General features: G+C 46.0%; 13 protein-coding genes. 3 read left to right on the forward strand and 10 right to left on the reverse strand.

Going from position 1 to position 16229, the window contains the following annotated elements:
* Positions 1-110: 110 nt before the first annotated feature.
* The 3 genes from BN3261_RS08915 to BN3261_RS08925 form a co-directional block, all read right to left on the reverse strand.
* Entirely contained in the window at positions 111-470 is a 360-nt protein-coding gene (locus tag BN3261_RS08915; RefSeq protein ID WP_059086049.1) for a P-II family nitrogen regulator, read from the reverse strand.
* Positions 471-517: 47 nt separating this feature from the next.
* Entirely contained in the window at positions 518-1756 is a 1239-nt protein-coding gene (locus BN3261_RS08920; protein ID WP_059086911.1) for an ammonium transporter, read from the reverse strand.
* Between the two features lie 234 nt (positions 1757-1990).
* On the reverse strand, positions 1991-2716 hold the full coding sequence (locus BN3261_RS08925) for a TraX family protein (protein ID WP_235812364.1): 726 nt from the start codon (positions 2714-2716) through the stop codon (positions 1991-1993).
* A gap of 227 nt (positions 2717-2943) precedes the next feature.
* On the opposite strand from BN3261_RS08925, the gene nudC reads away from it, so the two are divergent.
* Positions 2944-3780: an NAD(+) diphosphatase gene (nudC, locus tag BN3261_RS08930; protein WP_059086050.1), complete on the forward strand. Its 837-nt coding sequence runs from the start codon at positions 2944-2946 to the stop codon at positions 3778-3780.
* Positions 3781-3985: 205 nt separating this feature from the next.
* Here the strand turns inward: nudC and glgP are convergent, their stop codons facing one another.
* Positions 3986-6253, reverse strand: coding sequence for a glycogen/starch/alpha-glucan family phosphorylase (glgP, locus tag BN3261_RS08935; RefSeq protein ID WP_059086051.1), 2268 nt, complete (start codon positions 6251-6253; stop codon positions 3986-3988).
* 216 nt (positions 6254-6469) lie between these two features.
* On the reverse strand, positions 6470-7387 hold the full coding sequence (locus tag BN3261_RS08940; RefSeq protein ID WP_059086052.1) for an AraC family transcriptional regulator: 918 nt from the start codon (positions 7385-7387) through the stop codon (positions 6470-6472).
* A gap of 284 nt (positions 7388-7671) precedes the next feature.
* Here BN3261_RS08940 and BN3261_RS08945 point away from each other — a divergent pair, with 284 nt between their 5' ends.
* Both BN3261_RS08945 and BN3261_RS08950 read left to right on the forward strand, forming a co-directional pair.
* Positions 7672-8886, forward strand: a complete 1215-nt coding sequence (locus tag BN3261_RS08945) for an iron-containing alcohol dehydrogenase (protein WP_022426709.1) — start codon at positions 7672-7674, stop codon at positions 8884-8886.
* Positions 8887-8956: 70 nt separating this feature from the next.
* Entirely contained in the window at positions 8957-10336 is a 1380-nt protein-coding gene (locus BN3261_RS08950) for an aldehyde dehydrogenase (RefSeq protein WP_059086053.1), read from the forward strand.
* Positions 10337-10393: 57 nt separating this feature from the next.
* Here BN3261_RS08950 and BN3261_RS08955 read toward each other — a convergent pair whose 3' ends face one another.
* The 5 genes from BN3261_RS08955 to trpC all read right to left on the reverse strand — a co-directional run bounded on the left by BN3261_RS08955 (position 10394) and on the right by trpC (position 16173).
* The gene (locus BN3261_RS08955; protein WP_059086054.1) at positions 10394-12487 is read right to left on the reverse strand and encodes a glycoside hydrolase family 3 C-terminal domain-containing protein; all 2094 of its coding nucleotides are present in this window, start codon (positions 12485-12487) and stop codon (positions 10394-10396) included.
* A gap of 184 nt (positions 12488-12671) precedes the next feature.
* On the reverse strand, positions 12672-13445 hold the full coding sequence (gene trpA / locus BN3261_RS08960; RefSeq protein ID WP_059086055.1) for a tryptophan synthase subunit alpha: 774 nt from the start codon (positions 13443-13445) through the stop codon (positions 12672-12674).
* Positions 13438-14622, reverse strand: coding sequence for a tryptophan synthase subunit beta (gene trpB, locus BN3261_RS08965; protein ID WP_015527286.1), 1185 nt, complete (start codon positions 14620-14622; stop codon positions 13438-13440). Before trpB ends, trpA begins: the two co-directional genes overlap by 8 nt.
* A 1-nt stretch (position 14623) precedes the next feature.
* Positions 14624-15271: a phosphoribosylanthranilate isomerase gene (locus tag BN3261_RS08970; RefSeq protein ID WP_059086056.1), complete on the reverse strand. Its 648-nt coding sequence runs from the start codon at positions 15269-15271 to the stop codon at positions 14624-14626.
* Between the two features lie 107 nt (positions 15272-15378).
* Positions 15379-16173 (reverse strand): indole-3-glycerol phosphate synthase TrpC, encoded by a 795-nt coding sequence (gene trpC / locus BN3261_RS08975; protein WP_059086057.1) that lies wholly within the window; start codon positions 16171-16173, stop codon positions 15379-15381.
* Positions 16174-16229 lie beyond the last annotated feature (56 nt).

Raw genomic sequence — 16229 nt, forward strand, 5'->3', positions numbered from 1 at the left:
AAATCTGTGGTAAAAAAGTCCTCCGAAAAATCTCAAGATCATATCTCCTGATATCCCTGTGATTTCCTGAAAGACTCTTTCACACATAATTTACATATTAATAAAACAATTTACAGAAATTCCGACTGCAGCGCATCGTATCCGGTCTCACCTGTACGGATACGAACAGCGTTGCGTATCTCATAGCTAAATATCTTACCATCGCCCGGATCACCGGTGAATGCTGCTTTCTGAATAGCATCAATAACTTTAATCTCCCAGTCTTCTGATGATACTACAATCTCAAACTTGATCTTCGGTTTCAGAAATACATCGATTTTGGAACCACGGACATACTCTGTGTAACCACGCTGTGTTCCGCAGCCCATGAGCTGGGTTACTGTAAAACCGTTAACCTGGATCTCATTTAACGCTGCTTTTACATCTTCCATTTTTTCTTCTCTTACGATTGCTTCTATCTTTATAAGCATACGATTTCCTCCATTTTCACACGATCATTGCCGAACAAATTCTTTTATCAGTCAAATCCATTAAATGACGGATATGCATTCTCTCCATGCTGGGATGCATCCAGCCCGACCATCTCTTCCTTCGGATCTACACGAAGCGGTGTAAAGATCCGCACGATCCCGATACAGATCAGCGTTCCCACAATAGCAACCGCAATGGTGATCACAATACTCAATACCTGCGCTAGGAACAGACGGTGATCTCCAAACACAAGGCCATCCCATTTTGCAACAGAGTTAATGGAAGTTTTTCCGAAGAGACCTGTTGCGATTCCTCCCCAGATACCACCGATACCATGGCAGCCAAAAGCATCCAGGGCATCATCGATCTTCAGCTTCTGTTTCAAAAGGATCACAGTAAAGTAACAGATCGGGCTTACCAGGATCCCAATGATAAAAGATGCCCATACCGGTACGAAACCAGCTCCCGGTGTAATGGCTACCAGTCCGATAACAAGACCTGTGGATGCACCAACCAGTGTCGGTTTTCCCTCGCGGATCACCTCGATCAGCATCCAGGTCAGCAGTGCACAGGCAGAAGAAATGCTACTGGTCATAAAGGCATGTGCCGCAAGGCCGTCTGCCTTCAGCGCACTTCCTGCATTAAAGCCGAACCATCCGAACCACAGCATAGCTGCTCCGAGAAATACAAACGGGATATTGTGCGTACGATAGGTTGCTTTTGCATAGCCTCGTCTCTGTCCAAGATAAATGGCAAGAACCAGTGCACTGACACCGGAACTGATATGTACCACGTTTCCTCCTGCAAAGTCCACAGAGCCAATGGCTGCCAGAAATCCACCGTCTCCCCAGACCATATGTGCCATTGGATAATACACGATCAAAGACCAGATCGCAATAAAGAAAAACAGCGCCTTAAAACGCATCCTTCCAACCACGGCACCGGTGATCAGTGCCGGTGTGATCATGGCAAACATCATCTGGAACGCCACAAATACCAGATGCGGGATCGTATCCGCATAAGGTCCCGGCTCCCAGCCGACACCATTCAGCGCAAACCAGCGAAAATCTCCGATGATCCCGCCATGATTTCCTCCAAATGCCAGCGAATATCCAAACAATGTCCACATAACTACGGACAGTCCCATGATCGCCCCACAAGCCATCATGGTATTTACCACATTTTTCCTGCGGACCAGTCCTCCGTAGAAAAACGCAAGCCCAGGTGTCATAAAGAACACAAAGGCTGTACAGATCAGTATAAAGCCGGTATCTCCTGCATTCATCATTCATTTCCTCCTCGATTCCCTCAATTATTCTGCAACGCAAAAAGCGCCTGGAAACTCAATTTCCAGACGCCTTTGTCATGTCAGTTAGCATAGCAGATAATTTGTGGGTTTTCAAGAGTTTTTTCGCTATTTTTCTGTTTTCTTACAGAATTACTATGTTTTATGTGGATATGAAATTTATTTTCGGCAATCTATCCGGTTATAAATATTGGAGAGATTTTATTTTATCTCTTACTGTACTATAACACGGACTATGCTCAGGATCAGCAGATGTGCCGGATAAAAGATATAGAAAAACCACTTGGAAAACTTCGGTGCTTTTTCGGATTTTTTGCCATTATAGAAGCACAGGATGATGATTCCTGATGCCACGATCCCTGCTGCCGAAAACAGAGCATGGAGCATCGCCGGTCCGGCTGCCATTTTTTCCACGTAGGAGCTGTAGTTAAACAGCACAAAAAGGGCAGCACCGACTCCGTACGCTGTTATCATCCTCTTCCTGTTCCCCCAGCTCTCATGGAACCAGATGGTAAAAACCGGTGCCAGGATTGCCCAGTCCGAATAAACGGATAGTAAAAGGAGCAGGATCAGAAGTGGAATTCTCCATTTACTTGCCATCATCCTTTCCTGAACAACCAGGATCATAAAGCAGATAAACAGAGTAAAGATCATATTCAGCTGTGAATTCCCAAAGGCTATCATATAGGGAACCTGGGAGATTCCGGCAAAGATCAGAAGTCTTTCGCCATATTTTCTCCGGGAATGTGTATAGTAAAAACCTTCCACAAGAAAATAGCACATGGTAATGGCTGTGAAGTAGCCAATGTCTATAAACACTTCCCACAGGATTGTGTTTTCCGGCAGAAGCACGTTGGCGATATGGTTCAGAAGCATGGTAAAAATTGCCAGATATTTAATGGCATCCCGGGTCAGTCCCGGCTTTTCTGTTGTTGGCATGATCTTCTCCTTCTGTGCAGAAAAATTTTCAGACCTTTCACATCTTCTGCACAATATAATACATTTATCTTACACTGATTTTCTGACTCATACAACTTTTTTTGTTATTGCTGGAGTTGCCTTTTTCTCAAGGTAAGCTTATACTGTAGAAAGCGTGCTGTATTTTATATGGCAAAACTTCTCAGCAAACACTGTAAAACAATAAATTCGGAAAGGAATTATCGATCATGATCCAGGATATCGCACCACATACCTATCACAATGAATACAAACCTGTGGCCCCGGATAAAGAAAGCCACATCCTCGCCTATGAAGAAGGAAAGATCCTTATGAAAAAAGATGGCGAGACTATGACTCTTCCAAGCTTTGGAGAACTGGAAGGAAAAGTTGAAAATCTCTATGAGAATTATATCTATCTCTTCTCCATTGACGAAGAGCATTTTTATCTGATCCCGGATCTTGACACCAGTCTCCTTCCTGGTTATCAGTTTGAGATCACAAGAGTTCTCCGCACAGCGGAGCCACAGTATCTGGCTTTCGCAGGAATCACCGGATATCAGCTCTTTCAGTGGTACAGCAAGCGCCGTTTCTGCGGTTGCTGCGGCAAACCGATGGTACATGATAAACATGAGCGCAAGATGATCTGCTCTGCCTGTGGAAACGGTGAATATCCGGTGCTTTCTCCGGCTGTGATCGTAGGCGTTACCAACGGTGACAAGCTGATCCTCTCCAAATATGAGGGCCGAAATCACACCCGCTACGCCATGATTGCAGGTTTTGCCGAGATTGGTGAGACCATCGAGGAGACCGTTCACCGTGAAGTTATGGAAGAGATTGGCGTAAAGGTCAAAAATCTCCGCTACTACAAGAGCCAGCCATGGTCCTTCTCCGGAACCCTTCTGTTTGGCTTCTACTGTGATCTGGATGGCGACGACACTCTGACTGTAGACCACGATGAGCTTTCCATGGCCTCCTGGTTCAACCGGGAAGACATTCCGGATGAAGGAGATAATATCAGCCTTACCAAGGAGATGATGATGGCATTTAAGCATGGAAAAGCCTGAAGTATCGCTTGCCTGATTCCGTAAACAATTTTTCGCAACCAATTTCACAAAAAAACACCGGCCATTCATCTGTAACATGTCCTGTCCAGGCTGCCAGATCATCTCTGACATCTCAGCCCCAGTACATATTCCAATGAATGCCGGCGTTTTTATTTTCTATTTTTCTATTTTTCTTCCGAGCCGGAGCAATCTGCCTAAAACCGTTTTATTTCTCCGGTGTCAGATGCCAGATATCTCTGTTGTACTCTTCGATGGTTCTGTCTGAAGAGAAGTATCCTGCTTTTCCGATATTTACAAGCATTTTCTCTGCCCATGCGGTTCTGTCCTCATAATCGGACAGTGCCTGATCCTTCACCTTCGCATAATCCTCGAAGTCAAGAAGAGTCATGAACCAGTCTTTGCTTACGATCTCATGATGCAGTCTTCTTAAATGCTCCTCACTTCCAATAGAAAGAAGCTCGTTTCCTACGATAAAGTCTACTGCACGACGGATGCGCTCGTCTTTCTCATAAAAATCTCTGGAGCAGTAGTCAGCCTTTTCATAGTGTTCGATAACCTGCTCACTGGACTCTCCGAAGATATAGATATTATCCTTGCCTACCAGCTGGCTGATCTCCACATTTGCACCATCCATGGTTCCCAGTGTTACAGCACCGTTGAGCATGAACTTCATGTTTCCTGTTCCGCTGGCCTCCTTGGAAGCAAGAGAGATCTGCTCGGAGATATCGCAGGCAGGGATCAGCTTCTCTGCTGCACTTACGTTGTAATTTTCCACCATAACAACTTTCATGTACGGGGAAACCTCCGGATCATTGTTGATAAGCTCCTGTAAGCAGAGAAGCAGGTGGATAATATCCTTTGCGATAACGTATGCAGGAGCTGCCTTTGCACCAAAGATAAAGGTTACCGGGCGCTGCGGCTTCTCGCCTGCCTTGATCTTCAGGTAACGGTCAATGATGTAAAGTGCGTTCAGCTGCTGACGTTTGTACTCATGAAGACGTTTGATCTGGATATCATAAACACTGTGTGTGTTGATCTCTTCACCTGTGTTGGCTTTGATAAACTCCGCACATCTCTTCTTTGCATCCTGCTTGATCTTAAGGATATTTGCAAGAACGTCCTGATTTCCCTTGAAGCCAAGCATCTTGTCAAGCTCAAAGGAATCCTTGCGGAAGCCGTCACCGATCATGGATGTGATGTACTCTGTCAGCGGATGGTTGCAGTGAAGGAGCCATCTGCGGAAGGTGATTCCGTTTGTCTTGTTATTGAATTTCTCCGGATAGATCTCATAGAACTGATGAAGCTCTGTCTCCTTCAAGATATCGGTATGAAGGGATGCAACACCGTTGATGGAAAATCCGTAGTGGATGTCCATATGTGCCATGTGTACCAGGTCATTCTTATCGATGATGGCAAGATTTTCCTGCGGATATTTTGCTTTGATACGCTCGTCCAGCTTGCGGATGATCGGCATCAGATGCGGAACAACTTCCTCAAGATAGGAGATCGGCCATTTCTCAAGTGCCTCTGCAAGAATGGTATGGTTGGTATAAGCGCATACATGAGATACGATCTCGCATGCCTCCTCGAACTCGATTCCACGCTCTGTGAGGAGACGGATAAGCTCCGGAATTACCATACTCGGATGTGTATCGTTGATCTGGATCACTGCGTAATCGGCAAGGTCATGAAGATTGCAGCCTTTTGCTATTGCCTCATCCAGGATCAGCTGTGCCGCATTGCTTACCATGAAGTACTGCTGATAGATACGAAGCTTTCTTCCTGCATCATCGCTGTCATCCGGATACAGGAACAGTGTCAGGTTGTGGAGCAGATCCCTCTTATCAAAGGAGATTCCCTCGCCTACAATGCTCTCATCTGCAATATCAATATCAAAAAGGCGAAGCTTAATCGCTTTGTTCTCATAGCCTGCAACATCAATATCATACAGTGTGGATTTCAGCATAAAGCCCTTAAATGGGACATAATAGGAAACGCCTGCATCTGTAAGCCAGCTCTCCGGCTGGATCCAAGGATTCGGTGTCTCAAACTGAAGATGATTCTTAAACTCCTGTTTGAAAAGTCCGAGGTGATAATTAAGTCCGATTCCTTCTCCCGGAAGTCCCAGAGTTGCAATGGAATCCAGGAAACATGCTGCCAGACGGCCAAGTCCGCCGTTTCCGAGAGATGGCTCCGGCTCGATCTCCTCGATCATGGAAAGCTCTTTTCCGTTTTCTTTAAGATATTTCGCAACTTCATCATAAACGCCCAGATTGATCAGGTTGTTGGAAAGAAGCTTACCGATAAGGAACTCTGCGGAAATATAATAAATTTTCTTTTTTCCATCCTGGTAGCCGCGGCCCTTCAGCTGCTCCTTTGTCCAGGAGAGGAGTCCGTGATAGATTTCCTCGTTTGTACAATCTTTTACATTTTTATTATATTTGTCTTCAAATACTTTGCTTAATGTTTCCATTTTTGATCTCCTTTCATGGATCTTGATGGGATGAAATATGTTTTTACAAGGTTGTTTGCTTTGTTTTTGATGATATTAGGATATCACGCATTTCTTTTCAAAAATATAACAATCCTGTCATGATATGCAAGATATTTGTCAGACTGTTTTTCACTTTTTACGATAGCTCTGCATAAAAACGTAACCGATACATATGCGGTTACTTCGGGAGCTTTCTCAGATCTGTCTCATACGCTTCCTGTACTTATGCGGTGAAACCTTATTGGACTGCTGAAATTTCTTTATAAAATAACTTGTACTGTTAAATCCCACCTGCATGGCGATCTCCGTCACAGGTGCATCGGAATGCGTAAGAAGATACTTCGCCTTCTCCATACGGAAGTCATTGATGTATTCCACCAGGGTTTTTCCCGTATACTGGCGGAAAAGCTTCATAAAATAATACTCACTGTAATTGGAAAGTCCGGAAAGCTCTGAAACGGTAAGATTCTCCTGGTAGTGAAGGCTGATATGATCCAGCACTTCCTTTACTGCTGCAAGGCTCTTGTTCTGCTCTGTGCTTACCGGGATAATATAATGCTTCGTCAGCATCTCATAAAAGAAATCAAAAAACAGCATTTTCAGCTTCACATAAAAATATGGCTTCTTCTCCGTATGACAGTCATGGATCTCCAGAAAAATTTCCCGTAGCTTCTCATATCCGGAATCTCCCTCTTCTATATGATGGCAGAATTCTGCCTTGTTTTCTATTAATGGTGATACCACACATTCCTGGCAGATATCTCCCGGCTGACCTGCAAGGAAGCCCAGGCTGAAAACCACACTCTTATAATAAAGAGGCTTCTTAAGATCCGTGCACATACTATGGAGAACTCCGCAGTTCACGATCAGGATATCCCCCTTTTTCAGGCGGATGCTCTCCCGGTTCAGTCTGGCAAAGCCACTGCCTTTTTCAATATACATGATCTCCATCTCACTGTGCCAGTGGTCATACAGTGCATGAAAGATTTCACAGTTCGCCATATAGGTTTCCACCGGCAGCTCAAAGGAACCGTGAGGGCTTAATTCTTTTAAATTATCATCCACTTCGGATACGTGAAGAGGATTTTTTGCGGATGTGTCTGTTTCTGGCATGATTTCCTCCGTGATCAATATCTATCCTGCGGACATTTGCCTTCCGCTGGATATCCAATCCTTACATAATGATTCTGTTTGACTCCCTTAGTGTAAAGGATATTTACAACCATGACAATATTATATTTCCTGTTTTCTTTTTTATGACGTTACGGTTACTCTGTTCTCAGCAACACGCTTCGCGATGCACTTCCATAAACGGCAATCTTGACTTTTCCCCTTCCAACTGCTATATATAATATTTAGAATAAAATAATTTGACTTTAAAAGGAAAAAAAACTACCATGAATCCATTAAAAAAAGCTTACTGCCGGGTTTTCCAGAATGTCTTTAAATTCGCCCTTCCACTGCTTCCTTACCGCAATCCGAAGATCATCGGAAGCGTCAAAGGTATTCCGGAAGTTCTGGAAAAAAGAAACTATAACAATGTACTCATCATCACAGATGCAGGGATCCGAAGCCTTGGCCTTACAGAAAGACTGGAGCAGACACTGAAGCGAAGCTGCATCTCTTACCACATCTACGACAAAACCGTTGCCAATCCAACAACCGTCAATGTGGACGAAGCCCTTCACATGTATCTGGACAATGACTGCCAGGCGATCATCGGCTTCGGCGGAGGTTCCAGTATGGACTGTGCAAAAGCCACAGCAGCCCGCATTGCCAAGCCACACCAGTCTCTTGCTCAGATGAAGGGAATCCTGAAGATCCACAAAAAGCTTCCTCTTCTCATCGCCATCCCCACGACTGCAGGAACAGGAAGTGAAACAACACTTGCTGCTGTCATTACCGATGCAGAAACACGGCACAAATATGCCATCAACGATTTTCCGCTGATCCCACGCTACGCAGTCCTTGACCCGAAAGTGACTTTAAGCCTTCCGCCGTTTATCACAGCTACCACCGGCATGGATGCCCTGACTCACGCGGTGGAAGCCTACATTGGAAATTCCACTACACCTGGCACAAGAAAAAATGCCCTGGATGCTGTCAGACTGATCTTTGAAAATCTGGATACCGCCTACACAGACGGCAATAATATTGAAGCAAGACGAAATATGCTCCGCGCCTCCTATTTCGCAGGCTGTGCCTTCACCAAATCCTACGTTGGATATGTCCACGCAATTGCACATTCCCTCGGCGGAAAATATAATGTTCCACATGGGCTTGCCAATGCAGTGATCCTTCCTATGGTACTGGAAACATACGGAGATTCCATCACTCACAAACTCCGCAACCTTGCCGTAACTGCCGGTCTCTGCGATAAACATGAGGACGATAAAACTGCTGCCCGGATGTTTATTGATGCAATAAAAGATATGAAAAAACGCTTTAGCATCGGAGACTATATTCCGGAAATCCAGGAAACAGACATCCCGGAGCTTGCCCATTACGCAGATAAAGAAGCCAATCCTCTGTACCCGGTTCCTGTACTGATGGATGCCGGCGAACTTGAAACACTGTATTACAGACTGATGCCTCCGGCAGGCAATTGCTAAAACAGCCATTGGCATAGAAAGATTTTTTCGATATTTCGAATACAGTTTTTTCAGAAAGGACTACAATTCCATGGAAAAAGAACAGATCAACCAGCTTTTAGATAAACAGCGCCAGTACTTCTACTCCGGCGCAACTCTTGACCTTGATTTTCGCATCAGCGCCCTGAAACGTCTCCGCGCTTCCATCCGGAAACACGAAGATCAGATCCACGCCGCGCTGAAAAATGATCTTGGAAAAAGTAATTTCGAAAGCTATATGTGTGAGACCGGACTGGTGCTCTCCGAGATCACACATATGCTGAAAAATATCCGCTCCTACGCAAAAGAACAGACCGTTCCAACTCCACTGGCACAGTTCCATTCCCACAGTTTCCGCAAACCATCCCCCTACGGTGTGGTTCTCATTATGAGTCCGTGGAACTATCCGTTTCTTCTCACCATAGAACCACTGGTAGACGCCATTGCAGCCGGAAACACAGTCATCCTGAAACCAAGCGCCTACTCACCGGCAACAAGTGAAGTGATCCGTCTTCTCATCCATGAATGTTTCGATGAAAAATACGTTGCAACTGTCACAGGCGGACGTGCGGAAAACACACATCTTCTCAGTCTGCACTTTGATTACATCTTCTTCACGGGAAGCCAGTCTGTGGGAAAAGAGGTCATGAGAAAGGCTTCCGAACACCTCACACCAGTCACTCTGGAGCTGGGTGGAAAAAGCCCCTGCATCGTGGACAAAACAGCCAATCTCCGCCTTGCGGCAAAACGTATCGTATTCGGCAAGTTCCTGAACTGTGGCCAGACCTGCGTGGCTCCGGACTACATCTACTGTGATCCGGAGATCAAAGAAGCCCTGGTCGCAGAGCTTCGCAGACAGATCACACGCCAGTATGGAAAAGAAGCACTGAAGAACCGGAATTATGGAAAGATCATCAACGAAAAGCATTTCGACCGTATCAACAGTCTGATCGATCCTTCCAAAACTGTCTGCGGCGGTGGTTCCAACCGTGAAACACTTCAGATCGAGCCGACGGTTCTTGATAACGTAACCTTCGAAGATCCGGTCATGCAGCAGGAAATCTTCGGTCCGGTACTTCCGGTCCTCACCTATGACTCTCTCGGAGGTGCCGTAACAAAGATCAATTCCATGGCACATCCGCTGGCTCTTTATATCTTCACCGAAGATGAAAAAAATGCCCGGGAAGTTACTTCCCGATGTGGTTTCGGCGGTGGCTGTATCAACGATGTCCTCATACATCTGGCAACCAGCAATATGGGCTTCGGCGGCTTTGGTGAAAGCGGCATGGGATCCTATCATGGCATCGACGGCTTCCGGACATTCTCTCATTATAAGAGTATTGTAGATAAAAAGACCTGGATCGATCTTCCTATGCGGTATCAGAAATATCGGAAGATTTATGAGAAAATGGTACGGTTGTTTATGCGTTAGATATAAAGGGAGGGCGCTACCTGATGCATCGCCCTCCTGTTACTTTAGATTTTCTTATTATTTTTCCCAGATGATCTTTACCGGCATGATCCCGGTCAGTTCTTTGCTTTTTTCATCCGGCTGGCTGCAGCCTGCATAAATTTCAAATTTCTTTCCTTCTTCCATCCGTTTTCCTGTTTCATCTACTACGGTGAATGCTTTTTCCCATATTGGGATTTCTATTTTTCGGCATTCTCCCGCCTTCAGGAATATCCGATGAAAACCGGCCAGCATCGGATTTGGAATGGCATTTTTGCTGTCGATATTTTTTACATAAATCTGAACAACATCCTCTGTATCATATGCGCCGTTATTCTGCACTTCTACCTCCACGTTTATCTTCTGTCCACATGTTTTGACCTCTGCTTTATCTACTGCCACCTTACTGTACGTCAGACCATATCCAAAAGGAAACTGTGCTTTTCGTTCCATATAGCGATATGTTCTGCCTTTCATGGAATAATCGGTAAAATCCGGAAGTTCTTCCAGGCTTTCATAAAATGTCACCGGAAGTTTTCCTGATGGCGAGATTTCTCCAAACAGTACCTTTGCCGCTGCCTTCCCGCCCTGGCATCCAGGGTACCACAGCATCATGACGGCATCAAATTTCTCTGCCGCATATTTCAGATTAAGGTCACTTCCTGCCAGCAGACAGAATACTACCGGTTTTCCTGTGTCTGCGATTGCTTCCATCAGTTCTCGCTGTACTCCGGGAAGTTCAATATCTTCTTTATCTCCCGATACATAGCTGTTTCCGGTGTCTCCCTCTTCTCCTTCCAGTGTCTCATCCAGTCCCATACATAAGATCACCACATCGCTGTTTTCCGCAACCACCTTCGCTTCCGCAATACGATCTCTGGTAAACGCAAGGTGCTCCGTCCGGTCTCGGAACAGATCACAGCCTCTGGAAGTAAGGATCCTTACATCGTCTCCCACATAATCCTGGATGCCTTCCTGTATGGTAATATACCTGGAAGCTGTCCCGTGATAATTGCCGATCAGCGCCTGTCTGCTGTCCGCATTTGGTCCGATGATCCCTATTGTTTTCAGTTTTTCTTTATCAAGCGGAAGAATCCCGTTATTTTTCAGCAGAACAAAGCTTTTTTCCGCTGCTTTCTCCGCTGCATCCAGATGCCTGGGAGATTCTACCTCCAGATAGGAGATATTGTCATATTCGCTTCCATCAAACAACCCCAGCAGATACCTTGTGGTAAAAAGCCGCACTGTTGCCCGGGTTATGGTTTCTTCTGTGACAAGCCCCTTTTCGTATGCCTTCATAATGTGAAGATAGGTATTTCCACAATTCAGGTCACAGCCATTATTAATAGCCAGTGCTGCAGATTCAACGGCTGTATCCGTTACCATATGGTGTTCATGAAAATCACGGATTGCCCAGCAGTCTGATACAAAATGCCCCTGAAATTTCCATTCGCCTCTGAGTTTTTTCTGTAATGTGGGACTTCCGCAGCAGGGTTCCCCGTTTGTCCGGTTATAAGCTCCCATAACCGCTTCTACTTTGGCTTCTTTTACCAGACCTTCGAATGCCGGCAAATACGTTTCTTCCATATCTTTTGCGGATGCTTCCGCATCAAATTCATGACGGAGTGCCTCCGGCCCGGAATGTACTGCAAAATGTTTGGCACAGGCTGCTGCCTTCATTGTATCCCCATTTCCCTGAAGTGCTTTTACAAAGGAAACTCCCAGTTCTTTTGTAAGATACGGATCTTCCCCATAAGTTTCATGGCCTCTACCCCATCGTGGATCACGGAAAATATTGACATTAGGAGACCAGAACGTCAATCCCTTATAAATATCTCTGTCACCGTTTACGGAATATGCATTATACTTTGCTCTGCCCTCTGTTGCCACGATACCGGCCATCTCTGCCACACTTTTCCGGTCAAAAGCAGCCGCCATTCCGATCGCCTGTGGAAAAACCGTTGCCTGCCCTGCTCTGGCAACACCGTGAAGTCCCTCATTCCACCAGTTATACGCCGGAATTCCCAATCTTTTTATTGCAGGTGCATCGTACCTTAACTGACTGGCCTTTTCCTCCAGAGTCATCCTGGCAACCAGCGCTTCTGCTTTCTTCTTTGCTTCTTCCCGATTCATCCCCAATTTCCTCCTCACCTTTTTTTATATCATCTATCATTTGGTCTCTGACTGTCAAGTAGATATTTCCTGCAATTTTTCCGGCCTCTGTTCAGAGCAGAAAAAAATCTGCTTTACCCTTTCTTTGGGATAAAGCAGATTTTTATTACACTTTGTGATCTGTGTTCCAATTTCAGCCGGGAACTTATCTGATTGCATCCTTCATCTCTTTCACATAAGCCTTCACCTTCGGCACGCAGTCTTTGCCGTAGGCACCACAGAGCTTCACGATCGCAGATCCTACAATGGCACCGTCTGACTGATCTGCCATTTTTTTTGCCTGCTCCGGTGTGGAGATTCCGAATCCTACTGCACATGGAATGTCTTTCTGAGCTTTTACTAATTTCACCATAGCTCCGATATCTGTGGTAATGCTGGTACGCATTCCTGTTACACCAAGGGAAGATACGCAGTAAACAAAGCCTTCCGCCTCTTTTGCGATCATGGCGATCCGCTCATGGGAGGTCGGTGCGATCAGGGAGATCAGGTCAAGGCCGTACTGTTTACACACAACATCAAACTCTTCTTTTTCCTCAAACGGAACATCCGGAAGAATCAGTCCATCCATTCCAACTTCCGCTGCTTTCTTGATAAAACGCTCTGTTCCGTAAGAAAATACTACGTTTGCGTAGGTCATGAATACCATTGGGATTTTTGTATTTTTACGGATTTTTTCTACCATTGCAAAAACTTTATCTGTAGTCACGCCGCCTGCAAGTGCCCGGACATTAGCTTCCTGGATCACAGGTCCCTCTGCGGTAGGATCTGAGAACGGGATCCCAAGCTCGATCAGATCTGCTCCTGCTTCTTCCATTGCATAAACCAGCTGCTCTGTTACCTCCAGAGACGGATCTCCGCAGGTTAAAAAAGGAATAAATGCTTTTCCGTTTGCAAATGCTTCTGTAATTCTCTTATTCATGAATATCCTCCCCTCTGTAGCGGGCAATTGCCGCACAGTCCTTATCTCCACGTCCTGAAATGGTAACTACCATGATCTTGTCCTTTCCAAGTGTCGGTGCGATCTTTTTCGCATAGGCCACTGCGTGGGCACTTTCAATCGCAGGAATGATTCCTTCTGTTCTGGAAAGATATTCAAAAGCCTCTACTGCTTCGTCATCTGTAACAGGAACGTACTCTGCTCTTCCGATATCATAAAGGTGTGCATGCTCCGGACCTACACCCGGATAATCAAGACCTGCGGAGATGGAGTATACCGGTGCGATCTGTCCGTATTCATCCTGGCAGAAGTAAGATTTCATACCATGGAAGATTCCGAGACGACCGGTTGCAATGGTTGCCGCAGTCTCCGCAGTATTCACGCCACGTCCTGCCGCCTCACAGCCGATGAGACGAACGTCTTTGTCCTCAATGAAATTGTAGAAGGTTCCGATAGCATTGGAGCCGCCGCCTACACAAGCCAGGACAACATCCGGAAGTCTGCCCTCTTTTTCCAGCATCTGTTCTTTGATTTCCTTGGAGATCACGGCCTGGAAATCACGTACGATGGTCGGGAACGGGTGCGGGCCCATAACAGATCCCAGTACATAATGGGTATCTGCAATACGGTTTGTCCACTCACGCATGGTCTCGGAAACGGCATCCTTTAAGGTTGCGGTTCCGCTTGTGACTGCATGGACCTTTGCTCCGAGGAGACGCATTTTATATACGTTCAGAGCCTGACGCTCGGTGTCCTCTTTTCCCATGAATACCTCACATTCCATTCCCATCAGTGCTGCTGCGGTTGCAGTTGCAACACCGTGCTGGCCGGCTCCTGTCTCTGCGATGACACGGGTCTTGCCCATTTTTTTTGCCAGGAGCACCTGACCAAGTACGTTGTTGATCTTGTGGGCTCCTGTGTGGTTTAAGTCTTCTCTTTTCAGATAGATCTTGGCTCCGCCAAGGTCCTCGGTCATATGTGCCGCATAGTAAAGACGGGATGGTCTTCCTGCGTATTCATTGAGAAGCTCTGTGAGCTCACGGTTGAATTCCGGATCGTTTTTGTAATGGTTGTATGCTTCCTCAAGCTCCAGAACGGCGTTCATCAGTGTTTCCGGGATGTACTGTCCGCCATGGATGCCGAATCTTCCTTTTGACATGTTATATTTCCTCCTTTATGTTCCTTACTGCGTATACTGCTTCTAATATTTTATCCGGATCTTTGTGACCGTCGGTTTCTACACTACTGCTTAAATCTACTGCCCAGGGGTGAAGCAGATGTATGGCCGATTCCAGATTTTCACAGCCCAGACCTCCTGCCAGAAACCAGGGCCGTTTGATCGCCGGTACCAGACTCCAGTCGAAAGTTTCTCCTGTTCCTCCTGCGCCCTGATCCAGCAGAATATAGTCTGCTTCCGAACGGATCGCTTTCTTTATATCTGCTTCTGTTTTTATGGAAAAAGCCTTTATCAGAAGCTGGTCTGTCATGGTCTTAAGCTGTCTGATATAATTCTCGTCCTCCTGGCCGTGAAGCTGTGCCAGTGCGATGGTTCCCTCGTTTAAAAGCTGTGCGGGAAGCTCCACCGGTGCATTGACGAATACGCCTACCGGCAAAATGCTATCATCCAGTTCTTCCCGGAAAGCCTTCAATTGCTCCACGGTGACGTTTCTTCTGCTTTTTGGGAATTCTACAATGAATCCTGCAAAGTCCGGTTTAGCCTGGTTCACTGCCTGGATATCTTCCGGGCGGGTCAGGCCGCAGATCTTGATCCTGGTTCTGCTCCCATGTTTCAACGGTTGTTCTCTCATATTCAGCCAATCCTGCCCTTTCTGTCTGACCCTGCCCCTTCCTGTTTCGTTACTATTTGCTGCTGGTCAGCTCTGTTACTTATTTGCTCTATCCTTTCGTTTGGCCTTTATACAAGCGCTCCACCATTCAGATTTTCCAATGCAGCTTTCTTATCCGGGCTTCGCATCAGAGTCTCACCGATCAGGACTGCACCTACCCGGTTTCTTTCCAGGATAGCGATATCACCTGCGTTTTTGATTCCGCTCTCAGACACAAATACCACATTGTCCGGTGCCAGGTTTCGAAGACGGATGCTGTTATTCATATCAACCTTAAAGGTTTTCAGGTCACGGTTATTTACACCGACGATCTTTGCACCTGTCTTTAATGCTCTTGCCACTTCATTCTCGTCATGAGCTTCCACCAGTGCATCCATTCCCAGAGTTTCTGCAAGCTCTCGGTATTCCAGGAGTTCCTGGTCATTTAAGATAGCACAGATCAGAAGCACTGCCGATGCACCGAATGCTTTTGCCTGATAGATCATGTACTTATCCACCGTGAAGTCCTTCCGAAGGACCGGAATATCCACTGTTTCTGTGATCTCACGGAGATAAGTATCACTTCCCATGAAATAAAATGGCTCTGTGAGGCAGGAGATCGCAGATGCACCTGCTGCTTCGTATTCTTTCGCAATTTCCAGATACAGAAATTCCGGTGCGATCAGCCCCTTGGAGGGGGAAGCTTTTTTTACTTCACAGATGTAGGACATACCCGGCTTTTTCAACGCTTCCAGAAAGGACGGCTGCTGTGGCGCTTTTTCTGCCAGGGTTTTCAGCTGATCCAGGGGAAACTGACGTTTTTCCTTCCGGATACGTTCTCTTGTTTTTTCTGCGATTTCCTCCAGAATGTTTTTTTCGCTCATTCTTTGTTTGTCTCCTTGATATTTCAGTTCAACTCTCATTCGGCAATTTCAAGAAG

The sequence above is a fragment of the Blautia massiliensis (ex Durand et al. 2017) genome (assembly GCF_001487165.1).
In the GTDB taxonomy this organism is placed as follows: Bacteria; Bacillota; Clostridia; order Lachnospirales; family Lachnospiraceae; genus Blautia_A; species Blautia_A fusiformis.